Source organism: Pseudoalteromonas sp. AS71 (assembly GCF_038900275.1).
Lineage (GTDB): Bacteria > Pseudomonadota > Gammaproteobacteria > Enterobacterales > Alteromonadaceae > Pseudoalteromonas.
In genome coordinates, this window is record NZ_JBBMQZ010000014.1 from 97,422 (window position 1) to 116,329 (window position 18,908).

Here is an 18,908-nt window from a genome sequence, read left to right on the forward strand (position 1 = left end):
CAAAGGTGTTGTATATTCGAATATTCGTATATACAATAGTTCGTATGCTCATTGTTGTTGATTTCTCATGAAAAATATAAGTAAACAAAAAGTCCTTTTTCTATGTACTGGAAACTCGGCTCGGTCTCAAATGGCAGAAGCCTTACTAAGACATAGAGCAGGTGATAAGTATGATGTTTATAGTGCAGGTACTCAGCCTGATACAGTTGATCCTCGTGCTATTAATGCATTAGGGAAGTTTGGTTTAGATATTAATAATTTAGTGTCTAAAAATATGAATGTCTTTGAAGGTCAGGTTTTTGATTATGTTATTACTTTATGTAACAAAGCCAATAATGAATGTCGCAGCTACCCCAATGCCGTTATGCAATTAGCATGGGATTTTCCTGATCCAAAAGAACGTTCTGGCAATAACCCTTTTTCTACTACATTAAATGAGCTTAATAACCGCTTATCAATGTTTCTTTTGGTTGAAGAAAAAAATATCAGCCGTGGTGCTACACAAACAGTAGTTAACACACAAAATGATCAACTTAATGGCTTTAACCCCCTCTCTTTTTATAAAAGCCTAACCGATGATATTAGACTAAAAACGCTAATGTTGACTCATTACCACGGTGAACTTTGTGTTTGCGAACTAATGGAAGCTATGGATGAAGGTAGCCAACCTAAAATGTCACGTAACCTTGCTGTTCTAAAGAAAGCTAAGGTGATAACCGATAGAAAACATGGTCAATGGGTGTTTTATCGTATTAACCCCGAACTTCCACTATGGGCTAAGTCAGTTATTGCACAAACAACAGAAAATAATATTCCTATGATCAGTAACGAACTTCAGCGTTTAGCTAACATGCAAAATAGACCTGATCGAGCAAGTTTCTGTAAATAAATTTTCTATAAAGAATGAGTAAAGGATTTAATAATGGGTATTTTTGAACGTTATTTATCAGTATGGGTTGGCTTAAGCATTGCGCTTGGGGTGGCTCTAGGTTTATGGCAACCTGATGCATTTCAAACAATTGCTGAGCTTGAAATTGCACACGTAAATATTGTGGTCGCTGTTTTTATTTGGGTAATGATTTATCCCATGATGGTTCAAATTGACTTTTCAGCGATAAAAGATGTTGGTAAAAACCCTAAAGGCTTGGTTTTAACCATCGTTATCAATTGGTTTATTAAACCATTTACCATGGCAGGTTTAGGCTGGTTGTTCTTTAATTTCCTCTTTGTTGATTTAGTTGATCCAACTTCAGCTCAAGAATATATAGCTGGGATGATTTTATTAGGCGTAGCTCCATGTACAGCAATGGTATTTGTATGGTCGCAGTTAACTAAAGGTGATCCAAACTATACCTTAGTTCAAGTATCAGTGAATGATGTGATAATGATATTTGCTTTTGCGCCCATTACTGCATTTTTACTGGGCGTGAGTGATATTCAAGTGCCTTGGGAGACCTTGGTAATTTCTGTTGTACTTTATGTTCTCCTACCATTAATTGCTGGTGTCGTAACACGTAAAATATTGAATAAAGGGCATGGTGAAGTAGAGCTAAATAGCTTTTTATCTACGTTAAAGCCTTGGTCAGTTATCGGCTTGTTAGGCACGGTCGTTTTATTGTTTGGCTTTCAAGCTAATACTATTTTGTCTGAGCCTGAAACCATCGGTTTAATCGCTATTCCCTTAATTATTCAAACATACGGTATTTTTGTTATTGCGTATTTAGCTGCAAAATGGATGAAATTACCTCATAACATTGCAGCCCCTGCTTCGTTAATCGGAACATCTAACTTTTTTGAAATGGCTGTCGCTGTAGCTATATCTCTTTTCGGCCTTCACTCTGGAGCAGCACTGGCAACCGTTGTTGGAGTGCTCGTTGAAGTGCCCGTTATGCTGTCTTTAGTTTATTTTGTTAATAAAACACAACATTGGTTTAGATAAGAATTATAACGCTTTAAATCCATCTTTTAGGAAACAAAATGAAAACACATCCGTTTGATATTTTAGCACTTGAAAATGATGCTCAACTTATATTTACCCCGTGCCCTGGCACGAAGGAAACTTCTTTATCTGATTCTATTTCAACACTTAAACAAGCTGGTACTAACATGCTTATTACCTTGATGTTTGATGAAGAAATGGAAAAAAATAATGCACTTTCTTTACCAACTGAATGTGAAAGACAAGGCATTGAATGGGTGCAACTACCTATTTTAGATGATGCCGCTCCAAGCCAAGCCTTTGAATCACTGTGGGGTGTTCAAAAGGCTAACATCTTAGACGTGATAAATTACCAAGGCACCATTGCTGTGCACTGTAAAGGTGGCTCTGGTAGAACAGGCTTAGTGATTGGACTTATTTTATTAGCGTTTGGTTACTCTGGTGAAAAGGTGATTGAAGAAGTTCAAAAAATACGACCGAAAGCGCTTAAAAATTCTGTTCAGCTCGATTACTTTAATTCATATTTATAAACATTTAGGACACATTTATGACAATTAAAATAGGCATTAACGGCTTTGGTCGTATGGGGCGTTTATCAATGCGAGCGGCATTTGATTGGGATGATATAGAAATTATTCAAATTAACGATCCTGCAGGAAATGCTGAAACACTTGCACACTTAATGATGTTTGATTCAGTACATGGTCGTTGGCATCATGAAGTAACACATCAAAATGATTCAATCGTTATTAATGACAAAGCAATACCGTGTACACAAAACAAGGCAACTCAAGATACCGACTGGTCTGGTTGCGACGTAGTTATTGAAGCATCAGGGAAAATCAAAACTAAAGCGTTGTTACAAGCCTACTTAGATCAAGGCGTAAAACGTGTAGTTGTTACTGCTCCTGTAAAAGAGGATGGTGTATTGAATATCGTTATGGGGGTCAATGATGAACTATACGATAAAGCTATTCATCCTATCGTTACCGCAGCGTCATGTACCACTAATTGTTTAGCACCAGTCGTCAAAGTTATGCATGAAAAAATAGGTATTAAACATGGCTCAATGACGACCATTCATAACATCACCAATACCCAAACAATAATAGATGCTCCGCATAAAGATTTACGTAGAGCACGTTCTTGTGGCACAAGTTTAATACCTACAACAACTGGCTCAGCTACTGCAATTACGCATATTTTCCCTGAACTAAAAGGAAAATTAAATGGTCATGCAATACGAGTTCCTTTAACGAATGCATCCATTACAGATTGTGTTTTTGAAGTTGAACGAGCTACCACTGCTGAAGAAGTAAATACATTACTTAAACAAGCAGCACAAGATGAATTGAAAAACATCATGGGATATGAAGAACGACCATTAGTGTCTATTGATTATAAAACAGATCCACGTTCTAGCATCATTGATGCATTATCAACGATGGTGGTAAATGGTACACAAGTAAAACTTTATGTTTGGTATGACAATGAATGGGGCTATGCCAACAGAACCGCAGAATTAGCACGTATGGTTGGCTTGGCAGATAAAGGTTAATTTTTATGGGACTTTTATCACTCAAAACGTTATCTCCAGCTATTAAGCAATACTTGGTGATAACAGGTAATTATTGGGCGTTTACCTTAACCGATGGTGCACTACGTATGCTTGTAGTGCTGTATTTTCATCAGCTAGGATACAGCCCTTTAAATATTGCCATGCTGTTTTTGTTTTATGAAATTTTTGGTGTTATTACGAACCTTGTTGGTGGTTGGTTAGGTGCAAAACTTGGCTTAAATAAAACCATGAATATTGGTTTAGCAATGCAAATAATCGCCCTTGGTATGTTAGCTGTTCCTGCTGAAATGCTAACGGTGATTTATGTAATGGTCGCACAGGCATTATCAGGTATTGCCAAAGATTTAAATAAAATGAGTGCGAAAAGCTCTATTAAGTTACTTGTGCCAGAAGGCGCTGAAGGTACGCTATACCAGTGGGTTGCTATACTTACTGGCTCTAAAAATGCACTAAAAGGAGTTGGATTCTTTTTGGGAGGATTGCTATTAACCTTACTAGAATTTAAAGGTGCAATCATCTTAATGGCTTCTCTTTTAGCCATCGTATGGGTATTTAGTTTAATCACTTTAAAAGAAGATTTAGGTAAAGCGAAAAATAAACCTAAATTTAAAGAGATTTTCTCGAAAAGTTCATCAATCAACATACTTTCTGCAGCACGAATGTTTTTATTTGGCGCAAGAGATGTTTGGTTTGTGGTGGCATTACCTGTATTTTTGGCTGTAACCTTTAATTGGGATCACTGGTGGGTTGGTGGTTTTATGGCGAGCTGGGTCATCGGCTATGGCATAGTACAATCCTTTGCGCCTATTATTACAGGAAATAGTACGGGTAAAAATCAGGGCAAAGTACCAACAGGTAGAACTGCATTTTTGTGGGCAAGCAGCCTAACCGTAATACCTGCTGCTATAGCTTTAGCGTTGCACTTTAATTTTCACATTCAAGCTTCAATCATTATAGGATTATTAGTATTTGGTGCTGTTTTTGCTGTTAACTCTTCTTTGCATAGCTATTTAATTGTCAGTTATGCAGGTAGTGATGGCGTATCGCTTGACGTTGGTTTCTACTATATGGCAAATGCCATGGGGAGATTGATTGGAACAGTGCTTTCAGGTTGGGTATACCAAAATTATGGACTAGAAGCCTGTTTATGGATATCAAGTCTATTTGTGGCTATAGCATCTTTGTTATCATTAAAATTAAAGCCGTGAGAACCCCTATATAAAAGGTTTTTTAAAGCTCGTAGCCGTCACTAAAATTGAACATGAATATCGGCAATGAGCTTGAAGTGGCCATTTAAAGAATCAATTAATCAACTTCAGAAATACGCTTAATTTACATAGAAATGTGTTGTCAGAATATTTAGAAACCAACAAAAAAGCCTGAATATTACTATTCAGGCTTTCGTTTAAATGGTTAGAGCTACAGTTATAGATTTAAAAATCTATCACATCATGCCGCCCATACCACCCATTCCGCCCATGCCACCCATATCAGGTGCACCAGCTTCATCTTTCGGGATTTCAGCTACCATTGCTTCAGTAGTGATCATTAGACCCGCAATAGACCCTGCAAATTGTAATGCAGAGCGTGTTACTTTAGTTGGATCTAGGATACCCATTTCAATCATGTCGTTGTATTCGCCAGTTGCTGCGTTGTAACCGTAGTTACCATCGCCGCCTTTAACTGCGTTAATTACAACAGATGCTTCTTCGCCAGCATTAGTTACGATTTGACGAAGTGGTGCTTCCATTGCACGAAGTGCAACTTTAATACCGTGGTTTTGATCTTCGTTGTCGCCAACTAAATCAACTAGCTTGCTAGCAGCACGTACAAGTGCAACACCGCCGCCAGGTACTACGCCTTCTTCAACCGCTGCACGAGTTGCATTTAATGCATCTTCAACGCGGTCTTTTTTCTCTTTCATTTCGATTTCAGTAGCAGCACCTACTTTGATTACTGCAACACCGCCAGCTAGTTTAGCCATGCGCTCTTGAAGTTTTTCTTTATCGTAGTCTGATGTTGCTTCTTCAATTTGTGCTTTAATTTGAGAAACACGACCAGTAATACCCGCTTCTTCACCAGCACCATCAATGATTGTTGTATCATCTTTAGTGATAATTACGCGCTTAGCTGTACCTAGGTCTTCAACTGTTGCTTTTTCAAGCTCTAAGCCGATTTCTTCAGAAATAACAGTACCGCCAGTTAATACAGCGATATCTTGTAGCATTGCTTTACGACGGTCGCCAAAACCAGGTGCTTTAACAGCTGATACTTTAACAATACCGCGCATGTTATTAACTACTAATGTAGCTAGTGCTTCGCCTTCAAGGTCTTCTGCGATGATTAGTAGTGGTTTACTTGCTTTAGCAACCGCTTCTAATGTTGGTAATAATTCGCGGATGTTAGATATTTTTTTATCTACAAGTAGAATAAATGGGTTATCTAGTTCAACGGTGCCTTTTTCTGGGCTGTTGATAAAGTAAGGAGATAAGTAACCACGGTCAAACTGCATGCCTTCAACAACATCTAGTTCGTTTTCAAGTGATTGACCTTCTTCTACAGTAATAACACCACTGTTACGGCCTACTTTTTCCATTGCTTGTGCAATGATGTCGCCAATCTCTTGATCAGAGTTAGCTGAAATAGTACCTACTTGTGCAATTGCTTTAGTATCAGAACAAGGAACAGATAACGCTTTAAGCTCTGCAACAGCAGCAATAACTGCTTTGTCGATGCCGCGCTTAAGATCCATTGGATTCATGCCTGCTGCAACAGCTTTAAGGCCTTCATTAACAATAGACTGTGCAAGTACTGTAGCGGTAGTTGTACCATCGCCGGCTGCATCATTTGCTTTAGATGCAACTTCTTTAACCATTTGTGCGCCCATGTTTTCAAACTTGTCTTCAAGTTCGATTTCTTTTGCTACAGATACACCATCTTTAGTGATAACTGGAGAGCCAAATGATTTGTCTAGTACAACGTTACGGCCTTTAGGACCTAATGTAACTTTTACTGCGTTTGCCAGGATGTTTACGCCAGTTAGCATTTTAGCGCGTGCGTCACCTGCAAAAAGTACTTCTTTTGCTGCCATGTTTTAAATTCCTCTAAATTCTTAAATGTTTATAAACGAAAAGTAGGTTTAGCCTACAATGCCTAAAATATTATCTTCACGCATGATCAGGTACTCTTGACCTTCGATCTTTTCAACTTTTTCAACATATGAGCCAAATAACACAGTGTCACCGGCTTTAACTTCTAACGCTCTCACGTCACCGTTATCTAAAACGCGACCATTACCTACGGCTACAACTTCTCCGCGAGTTGATTTTTCAGCTGCAGAGCCAGTTAATACAATACCGCCAGCAGATTTTGTTTCTTCTTCTAGACGTTTAACGATTACGCGATCTTGTAAAGGACGAATGTTCATGTTTTTTAGTTCTCCTAACAGTTTCTGAACAGTACAGAAAAAAGCTTTTCTAATTTGCATTCATTAATGGGGGTAGAGTGTAAAATTCCAAGAGAAAAAATGATAAATTTTTAATCTTTTCGCTCATATTCGCCATCAATAGTCGTTGGTCGTTCCATTTGCCCTTGCTCTCGTTCAGCATGTTGCTGCCCAGCAAACGGCGATGGCCCTTGTTGCCTACCTGCGCTCATTCTAACAGTTGCTTGGCTAGCAAGGCCTGCGGCCAGTTTGTTACGAATTGCAGGCGTTAATAATAGTAACCCAAACACGTCGGTCATAATGCCAGGAGTAAGTAATAATACCCCTGCAATTACAACGCATATTCCGGTAAATAATTCTTTGGCTGGCATTTGCCCTTGCGCCATTTGCGCTTGTACGTTTTGCAGCGCACCCATACCTTGTGTTTTAACCATTTTGGCACCTAAAATCGCGGTAATAACAACAAGTGCAATTGTTGCAAATCCGCCAATCACATCGCTTACTTGAATCAGTAAAGCGATTTCGATAATAGGGATGATAATAAACAACACAAATAAAAATCTAAACATAGCGCTCTCTAAATAATGACACTCAAAAGAGTTGATGAAATATAAATGAGGGTGACGAGGTCTCTTTTCAAGGTTAGGGCATAGGTATCGTCATTTTACTGATATTTTAGCGTCTACACATTGTATCGGCTATCAGATACTATGAAGCTAGACACTGTCCAATAAGAATAGGTTCATAATGACTACGCATTTTAAAATGATTTTTACGACCTGCAAAGACGAAGCAGAAGCGCGCACACTTGCAAGGGCGTTGGTAGAAAAAAAGCTGGCTGCTTGTGTAAATATTTTACCTAACATGGGCTCTATTTATATGTGGGAAGGCGAAGTGGCAGAAGCAACTGAAGCTAAGCTACTTATAAAAACGAAATCAGACAAAATGAACGATGTGTTTCTAACAATAAAAGAGCTACATAGCTACGAAGTGCCGGAGATTCAGGTTGTAGAAGTTTCAACTGGTAATTTGGCGTATTTTAATTGGATGGACGAGGTACTGAATTAATGCGTTTTTTCTTTTTATTGTTGGTTACATTATTAACCGTACCCGTAAAGGCTGCGACTAATAATGTGCTTGGTGATCTACTTGGGCCTCCTCAACAGACTTTTTTACCTGTAGACCAAGCGTTTGTTTTTGATTTTGACCAGCAAGGCAGTACCTTGTTTGTAGGTTGGGATATAGCGCCAGACTATTATTTATATAAAAAGAAAATAGAAATTATCGCCAAAGGTGCAAACATTCAAGTAGGCGACTCTGGCCGTGGCGAAATTATTGAAGATGAATTTTTTGGTAAAACAGAGGTTTTTTTTAATTCCGCGAGTGTTATTAGTAAGCTAAGTAATATAACCGAAGGCGCCGTGGTTAAAGTTCGTTACCAAGGCTGTGCAAAAGCAGGGCTTTGCTATCCACCAGAAGTAATTAGCATCCCACTTAGTGTTATTAGTGGCGCACAGGTTAAAAATGTAGATCAAAATAGCGCCACTGATGAAGCGGCAACTGCGCAAAGTACATTTGCAGCACTCAACGAGCCAACTACTGAACCTACAACAAATTCGGATGATACCGAAAAAGAGCTCACTTTTACTGAGCAATTAGCAAGTCAGGGCTTAATAACTAATTTACTCATATTTTTTGTTGTTGGTGTAGGCCTTGCTTTTACGCCCTGCGTATTCCCTATGTTTCCTATTTTGTCGAGCTTAATTGCGGGTCAGCAAAACCTTTCGACTAAAAAAGCGTTTGCGTTGTCGTTTGTATATATACAAGGCATGGCAGTTACCTATGCAGCGCTTGGTTTAGTTGTTGCGGCGCTTGGTGGGCAAGTTCAGGGGTATTTACAGCATCCATTTGTACTAGTTAGCTTTAGTTTACTATTTGTATTATTGGCTATGTCGATGTTTGGTTGGTACGAAATAAAACTGCCAAGCAGTATGATGAGCAAGCTAACTCAAGTAAGTAACAATCAAAAAGGCGGCAACTACGTTGGCGTATTTTTAATGGGCGTACTGTCGGGGCTAATTGCATCACCATGTACTACAGCGCCGCTGTCGGCGGCGCTCTTATTTGTTGCGCAAAGTGGTGATTACTTAGTAGGTGGTTTAACACTATACGTGCTTAGTTTAGGTATGGGGTTACCACTTTTATTACTTGGTACATCTGGCGGTAAATTGCTGCCTAAAGCAGGTGGTTGGATGGAGCAAGTTAAAACCTTGTTTGGTTTTGTGATGCTCGTTGTGCCGCTTATATTACTTCAGCGACTAGTGAGCGCCGACATTATATTATTAATGGCCGGTGTGCTTGCATTAGCAACGGCACTTTACCTACATCACTGGCAAAGTAGCCAAACACAAAGCAAGTTAAAAACTGCATTGTGGTTTGCTGCAACTCTATTAGTTATTACAGGCTTTACGTTAACTAAAAACTACTTTTGGCCGGTACAAGTACAAACAGTACAGGTAAGCTCACAAAATAATGAGTTTAAACAGGTTGCTGATTTAGCAGAACTAAAAGAAGCAGTTGCACAAGCAAACGATGAAGGTCGACTGGTTATGGTCGATTTATATGCCGACTGGTGTGTGGCGTGTAAAGAGTTTGAACATTACACCTTTCCTGATGCCAAAGTGCAAAGTGAGTTTAGCCATTATCAGCTTATTCAAATTGATCTAACTGAAAGTGATAATAAAACAATTGAGCTAATGGAAGAGTACACAGTGTTTGGTTTACCTAGTATTTTGTTTTTTAATACTCAAGGACAAGAGCTTAGTACGCAGCGCGTAACGGGCTTTTTAAATGCTGAGGACTTTGCTAAACACCTAGCAGTTGTGCGCGCCAGCGCACAATAATAGTGCAGTAGTGCCACTTGAATTGTCTAAGTGGCACCTTCACAATTCCCCTCATATTTGTACCCACGACACTGATAAGACCAGTATTTTGCTGCTATTTACGTCGAAATCACTATAATAGTTGGTTAACGTGAGAAATTGTTGCTACATTGCTTTTTCTGCTTACTTAAAAGTGAAAAATTAGTTAGTAACCGCTTAACTCATTACTTATAGGATATATCGCGTATTATGGCTGCAAAATTTAACCTTTTAGTTATAAATGGTCCAAATTTAAACATGCTGGGCAAACGTGAACCGGATAAATACGGTTTTCAAACGCTAAGTGAAATTATGAGCGAACTAACAAGTGCCGCTGATAGTCTAGATGTTGAGTTAACGCATTTTCAAAGTAATAGTGAGCAAGCACTCATTGAACGCATTCACAATGCTTGGCAAGCGGTTGATTACATAATTATCAATCCAGCTGCATTTACGCATACTAGCGTCGCATTACGTGATGCACTGCTGAGTGTTGATATTCCGTTTTTTGAGGTGCACTTAAGTAATGTGCACGCACGTGAAGCCTTTCGTCATCATTCGTATTTTTCTGATGTAGCACAAGGCGTAATATGTGGATTAGGTGCAATGGGTTATCACGCAGCATTAAACGCCGCTGTTAACCGGTTGCAAAGCGCAATTTAATTTAAATTAACACACAAACAACTTACAGGCGGGTCGTGTAATGGATATTCGCAAGATAAAGAAGCTTATCGAATTAGTAGAAGAATCAGGTATTGCTGAGCTAGAAATCACTGAAGGTGAAGAATCAGTACGTATTAACCGTAACAACATGAGTGCAGGCCCAGGTTACCCACAATTTGCTCCACAGCAATATGCACCAGCGCCAGCAGCGCCAGCAGCACCAGTTGCAGCGGCTCCTGTAGCTGTTGAAGCAGCAGCACCAGCTGAGCCTACGGGTCATCAAGTTAAATCACCAATGGTTGGTTCTTTTTACTCTGCTGCGTCTCCTGAAGCTCCAGCATATGTAGAAGTTGGTCAGCAAGTTAAAGTTGGCGATACACTTTGTATTATCGAAGCTATGAAAATGATGAACCAAATTGAATCAGATAAAGCCGGTACAGTAAGAGCTATCTTAGCTGAAAATGGCGAGCCAATAGAATTTGATCAACCTCTATTCATCATTGAATAATAGCGTAACCTAAAAGGCCAACTCTAATGTTAGATAAAGTAGTCATTGCAAACCGAGGTGAAATTGCACTTCGTATATTGCGCGCCTGCAAAGAGCTTGGGATCAAAACGGTTGCTGTGCATTCAACGGCAGATCGCGATCTTAAGCATGTATTGCTTGCAGATGAAACCATCTGTATTGGTAGACCATCAGCAACTGAAAGTTATTTAGATATTCCGCGCATTATTGCTGCGGCTGAAATAACTGACGCTGTAGCGATTCATCCTGGTTACGGTTTCCTTGCAGAAAATGCTGATTTTGCCGACCAAGTTGAGCAAAGTGGTTTTGTATTTATCGGTCCTCGTGGCGACACTATTCGCCTTATGGGTGATAAAGTGTCTGCTATCGCAGCAATGCGTAAAGCAGGTGTTCCATGTGTACCAGGCTCAGACGGCCCGGTATCAGATGATAAAGAACGTAACATGCAAATCGCTAAGCGTATCGGTTACCCGGTAATCATCAAAGCCGCTGGTGGCGGAGGTGGTCGTGGTATGCGTGTTGTTCGCAGCGAATCTGAACTTATTGATTCAATTGCATTAACACAGCAAGAAGCTAAGCAATTCTTTGGTAATAGCATGGTTTACATGGAAAAATTCCTTGAAAATCCACGCCATATCGAAGTCCAAGTATTAGCAGACGGCCAAGGTAATGCAGTACATTTAGGTGAACGTGATTGTTCTATGCAACGTCGTCACCAAAAAGTAGTTGAAGAAGCACCAGCACCAGGAATTACTGCTGAAACGCGTAAATTCATTGGCGAGCGCTGTACACGTGCATGTATCGAAATTGGATACCGCGGTGCAGGTACGTTTGAGTTTTTATACGAAAACGGCGAGTTTTACTTCATCGAAATGAATACACGTATTCAGGTTGAACACCCTGTAACTGAAATGGTTACTGGTATCGATTTAGTGAAAGAGCAGTTAAAAATTGCAGCGGGTCAGCCGTTATCATTCACTCAAGACGACGTTGTTATTCGTGGTCATGCTATTGAGTGTCGTATTAATGCTGAAGATCCTGAAACGTTTATCCCGTCACCGGGTAAAATTACACGTTTCCATCCAGCAGGTGGTTTAGGTATTCGTTGGGACAGCCATATTTACGCTGACTACACGGTTCCACCACATTATGATTCAATGATTGGTAAGTTAATTACTTACGGTGAAAACCGTGACGTAGCTATTGCCCGCGCGCGCAATGCACTTAACGAGCTAGTAATTGACGGAATTAAAACTAATACTCCTTTGCATAAGAGAATTCTTGCAGATGAAAACTTCCAAAATGGTGGTACTAACATCCACTATCTTGAGAAGAAATTAGGATTGTAATTCTAGCCTGCAAAAGGCGTTTTATCTCAGTTAATAACCAGAGTTATTAATCTGATTTAAATAATTAAAAATCCGATATCAGGAGACTGATATCGGATTTTTTAATGCCTGTAATTTATACCAATTCGCTTAATTAAGTGATCTATTTTGAGGACGGAAAAACGTGTTGGTAGCTAGGCAAAAATTCGCTATTTAGTTGTTCTCGGCAATTGCTCCTGCATTGCTCTACCTTCTGCATCCATGCAGTCGTAAATGAGAATTTTTTAACGCAGGTAGCGACGCGTTTAGCCCCGCAAAATGATTAAGTATTATTGCGGATTGGTATTAAGCCTTATAGGCAATAAAAAAGTCCATAAAATATACTGCAAAGAGTAAATTCGATGGACTCAATATTTATACAATATCTTGAAATAACATTAAACTAATTTAGATTCAATTAACTGCAGTGCTTCTTCTAAAATTGTTTCTACTGCTTTTTTAGCGCGTTCAGGGTCGCGTGACTTTATGGTCTCTAAAATATCAGCGTGCTTAGCAACGTCTGCGCCCGGTACACCTTTAATGTGGTTTGTATAACGAATACTTACTCTAAGGGCTGTACTAATAAACTCAGTTAACTGCACAAAAAAGCGATTGTTACTGGCAACTAATATGCTGGTATGAAAAGCAATGTCAGCTTCTAGTGGATCGTCTAAGCCTTCGTCTGCTTCAGCCATACGGGCTAAAGCGTTATCAATTTCAGCGAGTTGTTCTGCAGTTGCATTTAGTGCAGCAAGCGCGGCTGCTTGTGGCTCAAGGGCAACGCGTACTTGAGTAAACTCTTTTAATAATGACAGTGATGGCTTACTACTTAAAATCCAACGTAGTACGTCGGTATCAAACATGTTCCAGCTGCTTTCAGGTAATACACGAATACCTTGCTTAGGACGAGAAGAAATTAATCCTTTAGCAGAGAGCATTTTTACCGCTTCGCGGGTGGCGCTGCGACTTACATCATATTTTATACATAAATCGGCTTCAGAAGGCAGGCCTTCGCTTACAGGGTAAACACCACGCACAATAGCAAAACCCAAATCGTGGGTTAATTGTTGTGTTAAATTTTGACGGGGTTGGCTTTTCATTGCGCAGGATTCCGAGTTGATATATTGCTTTATTATATATCATATATCATATTAATGTACTCAAGGATATGATATAAACTTTTAATTAGCTAAATATTTTAACACAGCAATAACAGCTTAATTTGGCTCTTTATAGTGTAAGTATAAGTTTATAAAGAGTTTAAATGAAATTGAAAATGCGCTGTATGGAGAGTTGAATTTGAACACCCTCGCTCAATATCATAGTCTTTCTGGTAAAGTTATTTTTATTACTGGTGGTGCATCAGGCATCGGCAGAGCAATGGTTAAGTCCTTTGTAAACCAAAATGCAAAAGTAGCATTTATAGATATTGATGATAAGGCAGCGCAATCGCTTATTCGTGATTTACCCAATGCAAAACTATGGTATAGGCAAGTTGATGTAACTGACTCTCATGCACTTCAGCAATCACTTGTGGATGCATGCGCCGCTTTTGGTGCTATTAATGTACTAGTTAATAATGTAGCGAACGACCGCCGGCAAGCGAGCGAAGACGTTACCGTGCAAGATTGGGATCAGTGCTTACAAATAAACTTAAACCCTGCATTTTTTGCTTCTCAAGTTGCTATGTCTTTTATGAAAGGCGATGGAGCCGGCAGTATCATTAACTTTAGCTCTATTAACGCGATTATGGGCCAGCCACAAATGGCAGGCTATGTAACCGCAAAAGCAGGCCTAATAGGTATGACTAAGGCATTGGCTCGCGATTACGGCGAGTTCGGTATTCGCGTTAACGCTATTTTACCTGGATGGGTTGCTACCGACCGTCAACTAGCAAGTTGGTTTACCGAAGAAGAGCAAGTTAAGTGGATGGAAGCCATGGCGCTTAAAAAATTAGTAACACCTGAAGATGTTGCTAATTTGGCACTCTTTTTAGCCGCCGATGAAAGCAGTATGATCACCGGGCAGAGTATTAAAATCGACGGTGGGAGGCTTTAAAGCTTGGCTAATTCATCTCTTTTTATTGCTGTTGACTGGGGCACGAGCCATTTACGTGCTTATTTGTGCGAAGTACATGCGCAATCAACACTTAAGTTACTAGCACAGCGTGATGGCCCAGGAGTTGTTAAGGCGAATCAAAATTTTGAGCAAACCTTAATTGACACCATTGCGGTGTGGAAGCAAGAATATGGTAGTTTACCCGTTTATATTGCCGGGCAAATTACCTCAAGTATTGGCTGGCACGAAACGCCTTATTTAGAGTGCCCAATTAATCCCGAAGGGTTACTTAATGCAGCGGTTAGTTTTGATTGCAATGGGCATACTATTAAAGCGTTACCCGGCACAAAGTGTACGCTGCAAAATAGCTTATTTGATGTAATGCGCGGCGAAGAGCTGCAAATTTTAGGGTTTTTAAAACAAAATCCAGAGTATCAACAAGGCAAAATATTATTATGTTTGCCTGGTACACATACTAAATGGGTGCTTATAAACAACGGCGAAATCATTTGCTTTAAAACAGCCATGACCGGCGAGTTATATGATTTGTTATGTCATCAAAGTGTTTTAATTCCTAACGACTGCGCAGAAGGTGAGTTTGACTTTAAAGCATTTGAGCAAGGCTGCGAGCTAACTTTAGGTAGTGATAGCGGTAACTTGGCACATGGTATTTTTAGTGTGCGTACCCGCCAGCTTTCAAAGGAGCTAACACCAGTACAAGCAAAAGCCTATTTGTCGGGCGTATTAATAGGGAGCGATGTACGAGCAGCTCGCCATGCAAGCGAGTGGCAATTATTGAGTGATACACAAGTTGTGGTGATTGGTACAAAGCAACTTAATATGTGTTTTACCACAGCACTTAAGCAAATTGGTGTTAAGTGTGTTGAGTTTGATATTAAAACTGCCACGCTAAGTGGCTTTAATTATTTATTTAATTTAGAGTCAAAAAAATAAACCCCTCTATAATAATCAATTATAAAGGGGTTGCACGGGAAGTTTTTAGGACTACAACAGCCAATTACTTTAGCGGTTATTAAGCAATTTTAGCCGCTTTGGTTTGCTCAATATAATCATTAAGCGTAGCAACTTGTGCCTCATTAAAACGTAGTCCTAATTTACTACGACGCCATAAAATATTGTATGCGTTTTCTGCCCACTCTTCATTTAGCAAGTAATTTACTTCTGCTGCAAATAAACCATGGCCAAAATCTTGGCCTAAATCACTCAGTCCAGTTGCACTACCTAGTATAATTTTAGCGCGAGTACCGTAAGTGCGCACAAAGCGTTTAAGTGTTATTTCAGGTAGCCATTCATATTTCGCTTTTAGCTCTGATTTAAGAGCTTCTACAGAGCTAAAATCGCCACCAGGGAGTGAGCTGTGCTTAGTCCACGCTTCGCTCATTTGTGGGTAAAATTCTTCAAGCTTATTAACTGCAGCTTCGGCGAGTTTACGATAAGTAGTAATTTTTCCACCAAACACACTCAATAGTGGTGTTTGCTTGGCGTCACTCGAAAGCTCTAATTTATAATCGCGAGTAACGGCTTGTGCATTAACTGATTCGTCATCAAGTAATGGGCGTACACCCGAGAAGGTATGTACTATATCTTCGCGTTTAATATGGTTTTTAAAGTAACTGTTAGTAATATCAATTAAGTAATCGATTTCTTCATCACTAATTTTAACGTCTTGCGCTTCACCTGTGTGTTCTACATCGGTTGTGCCAACAAGTGAGAAGTCATCTTCAAACGGAATAACAAATACAATACGCTGATCTTTATTTTGTAAAATGTAAGCTTGCTTCTCATCGTGAATGCGCGGCACCACAATGTGGCTGCCTTTCACAAGGCGAATATTTTGTGGCGACTTTTCTGCTAGCGCTTCATCAAATAATTTAGCAACCCAAGGGCCCGCAGCGTTAACAATACCTTTGGCAGAAATGCTGTATTTAGCTTTACTTTTTTGCTGCTCAAGCGTTACCTGCCATTTACCTTGCTCGCGTTTGGCATTTACACACTTAGTTTGCGTGGTAATAACGGCGCCTTTTTGCTGTGCTGCTAGGGCGTTTAAAACGACTAAGCGAGAGTCATCAACCCAGCCATCTGAGTATTCAAAACCTTTGGTAATAGAAGGTTCTAGTACGCTATTTTCGCCAAACTTGATGCTTCGAGAACCCGCTAGTGTTTCGCGCTTTGCTAGGTTGTCATACATAAACAAACCAATGCGAATCATCCATGCAGGGCGTAGATGCTTTTGATGCGGCAATCTAAAAGTAAGTGGCCACATAATGTGAGGTGCGTTTTTAAGTAGCACTTCACGCTCGGCTAAGGCTTCTTTTACTAATCTAAATTCGTAGTGCTCAAGGTAGCGCAGACCACCGTGGATCAGCTTAGAACTGTTTGAAGATGTTGCACAGGCAAGGTCTGATTGTTCGCACAAGAGTACTTTTAATCCTCTGCCTGCTGCATCAGCTGCTATTCCAGTGCCGTTTACACCGCCACCGATGACTAGTAAGTCATATTCGTTATCTGCTAATTCCACCGAGCTAACCTTTTTATTTGTAATATAAATAAGACATAAGCATCATAAAGCTGCTGTTTCCATTTGACAATAGAAAACCCAGTTTTTTATTCGTTAATTTTGACGCTGATCCATTTTCAATTTAAAGCAGTAAAGCATCCCTTTAAATCTAGCTATTGGCTAAGTTAAAAAGGCGAAGTGGCTAAAGTATTTGCTTAGCCACTTAGTACTTACTCCGGACAGTTTTTATTCGTTAAACATACTTGAGCAACGCAGTGTTGCCATTTTGCATATAAATCGTTACGTTCGTCGGCGCTCATAGTTGGCTCAAAACGACGGTCGCATGTCCACATTTTAGATAACTGCTCGGTTGACTCGTACACACCTGTTTGTAAGCCAGCTAAATATGCTACGCCTAAAGAGGTCGTTTCGGTCACAGTTGGGCGCTCAACTGTTGCGCCTAAAATATTTGATAAGAAGGTCATAACCCAGTTATTTTTTACCATACCGCCATCTACACGAAGCACACTTGGGCGAAGACCATCACGCTCCATCGCTTTTTGTAAATCTTTGGTCTGGTAACCAACTGATTGCAGAGCAGCCGCAACAATAGTGCTAATACCTGAATCGCGTGTTAGACCTAAAATAGCGCCACGTGCATTAGGGTCCCAATAAGGAGCGCCTAAACCCGTAAACGAAGGCACTAAAAATACACCATGATCGAGCGGTACATCTTTAACCATCGATTCACTTTCGCCAGCATGGCTAAGTAGTTTTAAGCCTTCAACAATCCACTGCATCGTTGCGCCAGCCATAAATATACTGCCTTCAATGGCGTAAGTTGGCTTGCCATTTAATCTATAGGCAACAGTGGTCAGTAAGCGATTTTCTGAGGTCAGTGCTTTTTCGCCAGTATTAAGCATTAAAAAACAGCCTGTACCGTAAGTGCTTTTTGCCATGCCTTGTTCAAAACATGCGTGACCAACAAGTGCAGCTTGCTGATCGCCGGCAATACCACAAACACGAATTGGCGCACCAAAAATGTCAGCACTGGTTGAGCCAAACTCGTCAGCTGAATCCATTACTTCTGGAAGCATAGATTCTGGAATATCGAATAACTCTAAAAGCTCTTGATCCCATTGCTGGGTGTGAATATTAAATAACATGGTGCGCGATGCATTGGTTGCATCGGTGCGGTGCTCTTTGCCGCCTGTTAGCTGCCAAAGCAGGTAGGTGTCAACTGTACCGAAGGCGAGCTCACCTGCAAGAGCTTGTTCGCGTGCGCCTTCAACGTTATCTAAAATCCAACGAATTTTAGTGGCCGAAAAATAAGGGTCGAGCAATAAGCCTGTTTTTTCGCTTATTGTTTGGCAAAGCTCATCAGTTGTTAGGCTTTCGCAATAGTCACTAGTGCGACGGTCTTGCCAAACAATTGCGTTATAAATTGTTTTGCCTGTTTTTTTGTTCCACACTAACGTGGTTTCGCGTTGGTTGGTGATACCAATGGCAATAATTTCTTCAGGCTTTACATCGTTTTTAGTTAAGACTTCGCGGCTAGTACTAAGCACTGTTTGCCAAATATCGTTAGGGTCGTGTTCTACCCAACCATTTTGTGGAAAATGCTGCGAAAATTCTTGTTGTGCTGTACCAAAAACGTCTGCATCTTTTGTAAACAAGATGGCCCGAGAGCTTGTGGTTCCTTGATCAATTGAGAGTATGTATTTGGACATGATATTTGTGTTATTTATCTTATCTTATATATGACTAGATTGCCTTTAACCGAAGTTAATGGCAATGGTTTTTTCTTAAAATAGCAGATTAAAAAATAAACACGCTAATATTTGTTGGTAACTCTTTTATATAAAAGGCGTTTTATTTTTGCATTATTTTAA

The 18,908-nt window shown here is 39.9% G+C and carries 18 protein-coding genes; 12 read left to right on the forward strand and 6 right to left on the reverse strand.

Translation table 11 applies throughout. The features are described from left to right. Positions 1 to 67 precede the first annotated feature (67 nt). The 5 genes from WNY98_RS12075 to arsJ are packed head-to-tail and all read left to right on the forward strand — an operon-like array spanning position 68 to position 4,726. A complete protein-coding gene (locus WNY98_RS12075; protein ID WP_342878015.1) occupies positions 68 to 889 on the forward strand; it encodes a metalloregulator ArsR/SmtB family transcription factor in 822 nt (273 codons plus the stop codon). 33 nt (positions 890 to 922) lie between these two features. Continuing rightward, on the forward strand, positions 923 to 1,939 hold the full coding sequence (gene arsB / locus WNY98_RS12080; RefSeq protein ID WP_342878016.1) for an ACR3 family arsenite efflux transporter: 1,017 nt from the start codon (positions 923 to 925) through the stop codon (positions 1,937 to 1,939). A 38-nt stretch (positions 1,940 to 1,977) separates the two neighbouring features. Beyond that, entirely contained in the window at positions 1,978 to 2,469 is a 492-nt protein-coding gene (locus WNY98_RS12085; protein ID WP_342878017.1) for a tyrosine-protein phosphatase, read from the forward strand. 17 nt (positions 2,470 to 2,486) lie between these two features. Continuing rightward, positions 2,487 to 3,497, forward strand: coding sequence for an ArsJ-associated glyceraldehyde-3-phosphate dehydrogenase (locus WNY98_RS12090; protein WP_197102914.1), 1,011 nt, complete (start codon positions 2,487 to 2,489; stop codon positions 3,495 to 3,497). Between the two features lie 5 nt (positions 3,498 to 3,502). Then, positions 3,503 to 4,726, forward strand: a complete 1,224-nt coding sequence (arsJ, locus tag WNY98_RS12095; RefSeq protein WP_342878018.1) for an organoarsenical effux MFS transporter ArsJ — start codon at positions 3,503 to 3,505, stop codon at positions 4,724 to 4,726. A gap of 236 nt (positions 4,727 to 4,962) precedes the next feature. Here arsJ and groL read toward each other — a convergent pair whose 3' ends face one another. The 3 genes from groL to WNY98_RS12110 form a co-directional block, all read right to left on the reverse strand. Next, complete coding sequence (groL, locus tag WNY98_RS12100; RefSeq protein WP_342878019.1) at positions 4,963 to 6,609, reverse strand: chaperonin GroEL; 1,647 nt, start codon at positions 6,607 to 6,609, stop codon at positions 4,963 to 4,965. Between the two features lie 48 nt (positions 6,610 to 6,657). Next, positions 6,658 to 6,945: a co-chaperone GroES gene (locus tag WNY98_RS12105; protein ID WP_002958836.1), complete on the reverse strand. Its 288-nt coding sequence runs from the start codon at positions 6,943 to 6,945 to the stop codon at positions 6,658 to 6,660. A gap of 110 nt (positions 6,946 to 7,055) precedes the next feature. Next, positions 7,056 to 7,532 carry an FxsA family protein gene (locus WNY98_RS12110; RefSeq protein ID WP_002958838.1) on the reverse strand — a complete coding sequence of 159 codons (477 nt, stop codon included), beginning with the start codon at positions 7,530 to 7,532 and terminating at the stop codon, positions 7,056 to 7,058. A gap of 178 nt (positions 7,533 to 7,710) precedes the next feature. On the opposite strand from WNY98_RS12110, the gene cutA reads away from it, so the two are divergent. The 5 genes from cutA (at position 7,711) to accC (ending at position 12,422) form a co-directional block, all read left to right on the forward strand. Then, a complete protein-coding gene (gene cutA / locus WNY98_RS12115) occupies positions 7,711 to 8,031 on the forward strand; it encodes a divalent-cation tolerance protein CutA (protein WP_342878020.1) in 321 nt (106 codons plus the stop codon). Next, positions 8,031 to 9,866: a protein-disulfide reductase DsbD gene (locus tag WNY98_RS12120; RefSeq protein ID WP_342878021.1), complete on the forward strand. Its 1,836-nt coding sequence runs from the start codon at positions 8,031 to 8,033 to the stop codon at positions 9,864 to 9,866. Before cutA ends, WNY98_RS12120 begins: the two co-directional genes overlap by 1 nt. Positions 9,867 to 10,094: 228 nt before the next feature. Further along, the gene (gene aroQ, locus WNY98_RS12125) at positions 10,095 to 10,547 is read left to right on the forward strand and encodes a type II 3-dehydroquinate dehydratase (protein WP_024600056.1); all 453 of its coding nucleotides are present in this window, start codon (positions 10,095 to 10,097) and stop codon (positions 10,545 to 10,547) included. A gap of 40 nt (positions 10,548 to 10,587) precedes the next feature. Next, the gene (accB, locus tag WNY98_RS12130; protein WP_342878022.1) at positions 10,588 to 11,055 is read left to right on the forward strand and encodes an acetyl-CoA carboxylase biotin carboxyl carrier protein; all 468 of its coding nucleotides are present in this window, start codon (positions 10,588 to 10,590) and stop codon (positions 11,053 to 11,055) included. A 26-nt stretch (positions 11,056 to 11,081) separates the two neighbouring features. Next, positions 11,082 to 12,422, forward strand: a complete 1,341-nt coding sequence (gene accC, locus WNY98_RS12135; protein WP_007580045.1) for an acetyl-CoA carboxylase biotin carboxylase subunit — start codon at positions 11,082 to 11,084, stop codon at positions 12,420 to 12,422. 416 nt (positions 12,423 to 12,838) lie between these two features. Here the strand turns inward: accC and WNY98_RS12140 are convergent, their stop codons facing one another. Continuing rightward, on the reverse strand, positions 12,839 to 13,540 hold the full coding sequence (locus tag WNY98_RS12140) for a FadR/GntR family transcriptional regulator (protein WP_007580047.1): 702 nt from the start codon (positions 13,538 to 13,540) through the stop codon (positions 12,839 to 12,841). Between the two features lie 199 nt (positions 13,541 to 13,739). Here WNY98_RS12140 and WNY98_RS12145 point away from each other — a divergent pair, with 199 nt between their 5' ends. Together WNY98_RS12145 and WNY98_RS12150 are read left to right on the forward strand one after the other, a co-directional pair. Beyond that, positions 13,740 to 14,498 (forward strand): SDR family NAD(P)-dependent oxidoreductase, encoded by a 759-nt coding sequence (locus WNY98_RS12145; RefSeq protein ID WP_002958845.1) that lies wholly within the window; start codon positions 13,740 to 13,742, stop codon positions 14,496 to 14,498. A gap of 3 nt (positions 14,499 to 14,501) precedes the next feature. Beyond that, a complete protein-coding gene (locus WNY98_RS12150; protein WP_024606500.1) occupies positions 14,502 to 15,452 on the forward strand; it encodes a 2-dehydro-3-deoxygalactonokinase in 951 nt (316 codons plus the stop codon). Between the two features lie 79 nt (positions 15,453 to 15,531). Here the strand turns inward: WNY98_RS12150 and glpD are convergent, their stop codons facing one another. Beyond that, complete coding sequence (glpD, locus tag WNY98_RS12155; protein WP_076925773.1) at positions 15,532 to 17,037, reverse strand: glycerol-3-phosphate dehydrogenase; 1,506 nt, start codon at positions 17,035 to 17,037, stop codon at positions 15,532 to 15,534. Positions 17,038 to 17,246: 209 nt separating this feature from the next. Continuing rightward, positions 17,247 to 18,746, reverse strand: a complete 1,500-nt coding sequence (gene glpK / locus WNY98_RS12160) for a glycerol kinase GlpK (RefSeq protein ID WP_033037088.1) — start codon at positions 18,744 to 18,746, stop codon at positions 17,247 to 17,249. Between the last annotated feature and the right edge of the window lie 162 nt (positions 18,747 to 18,908).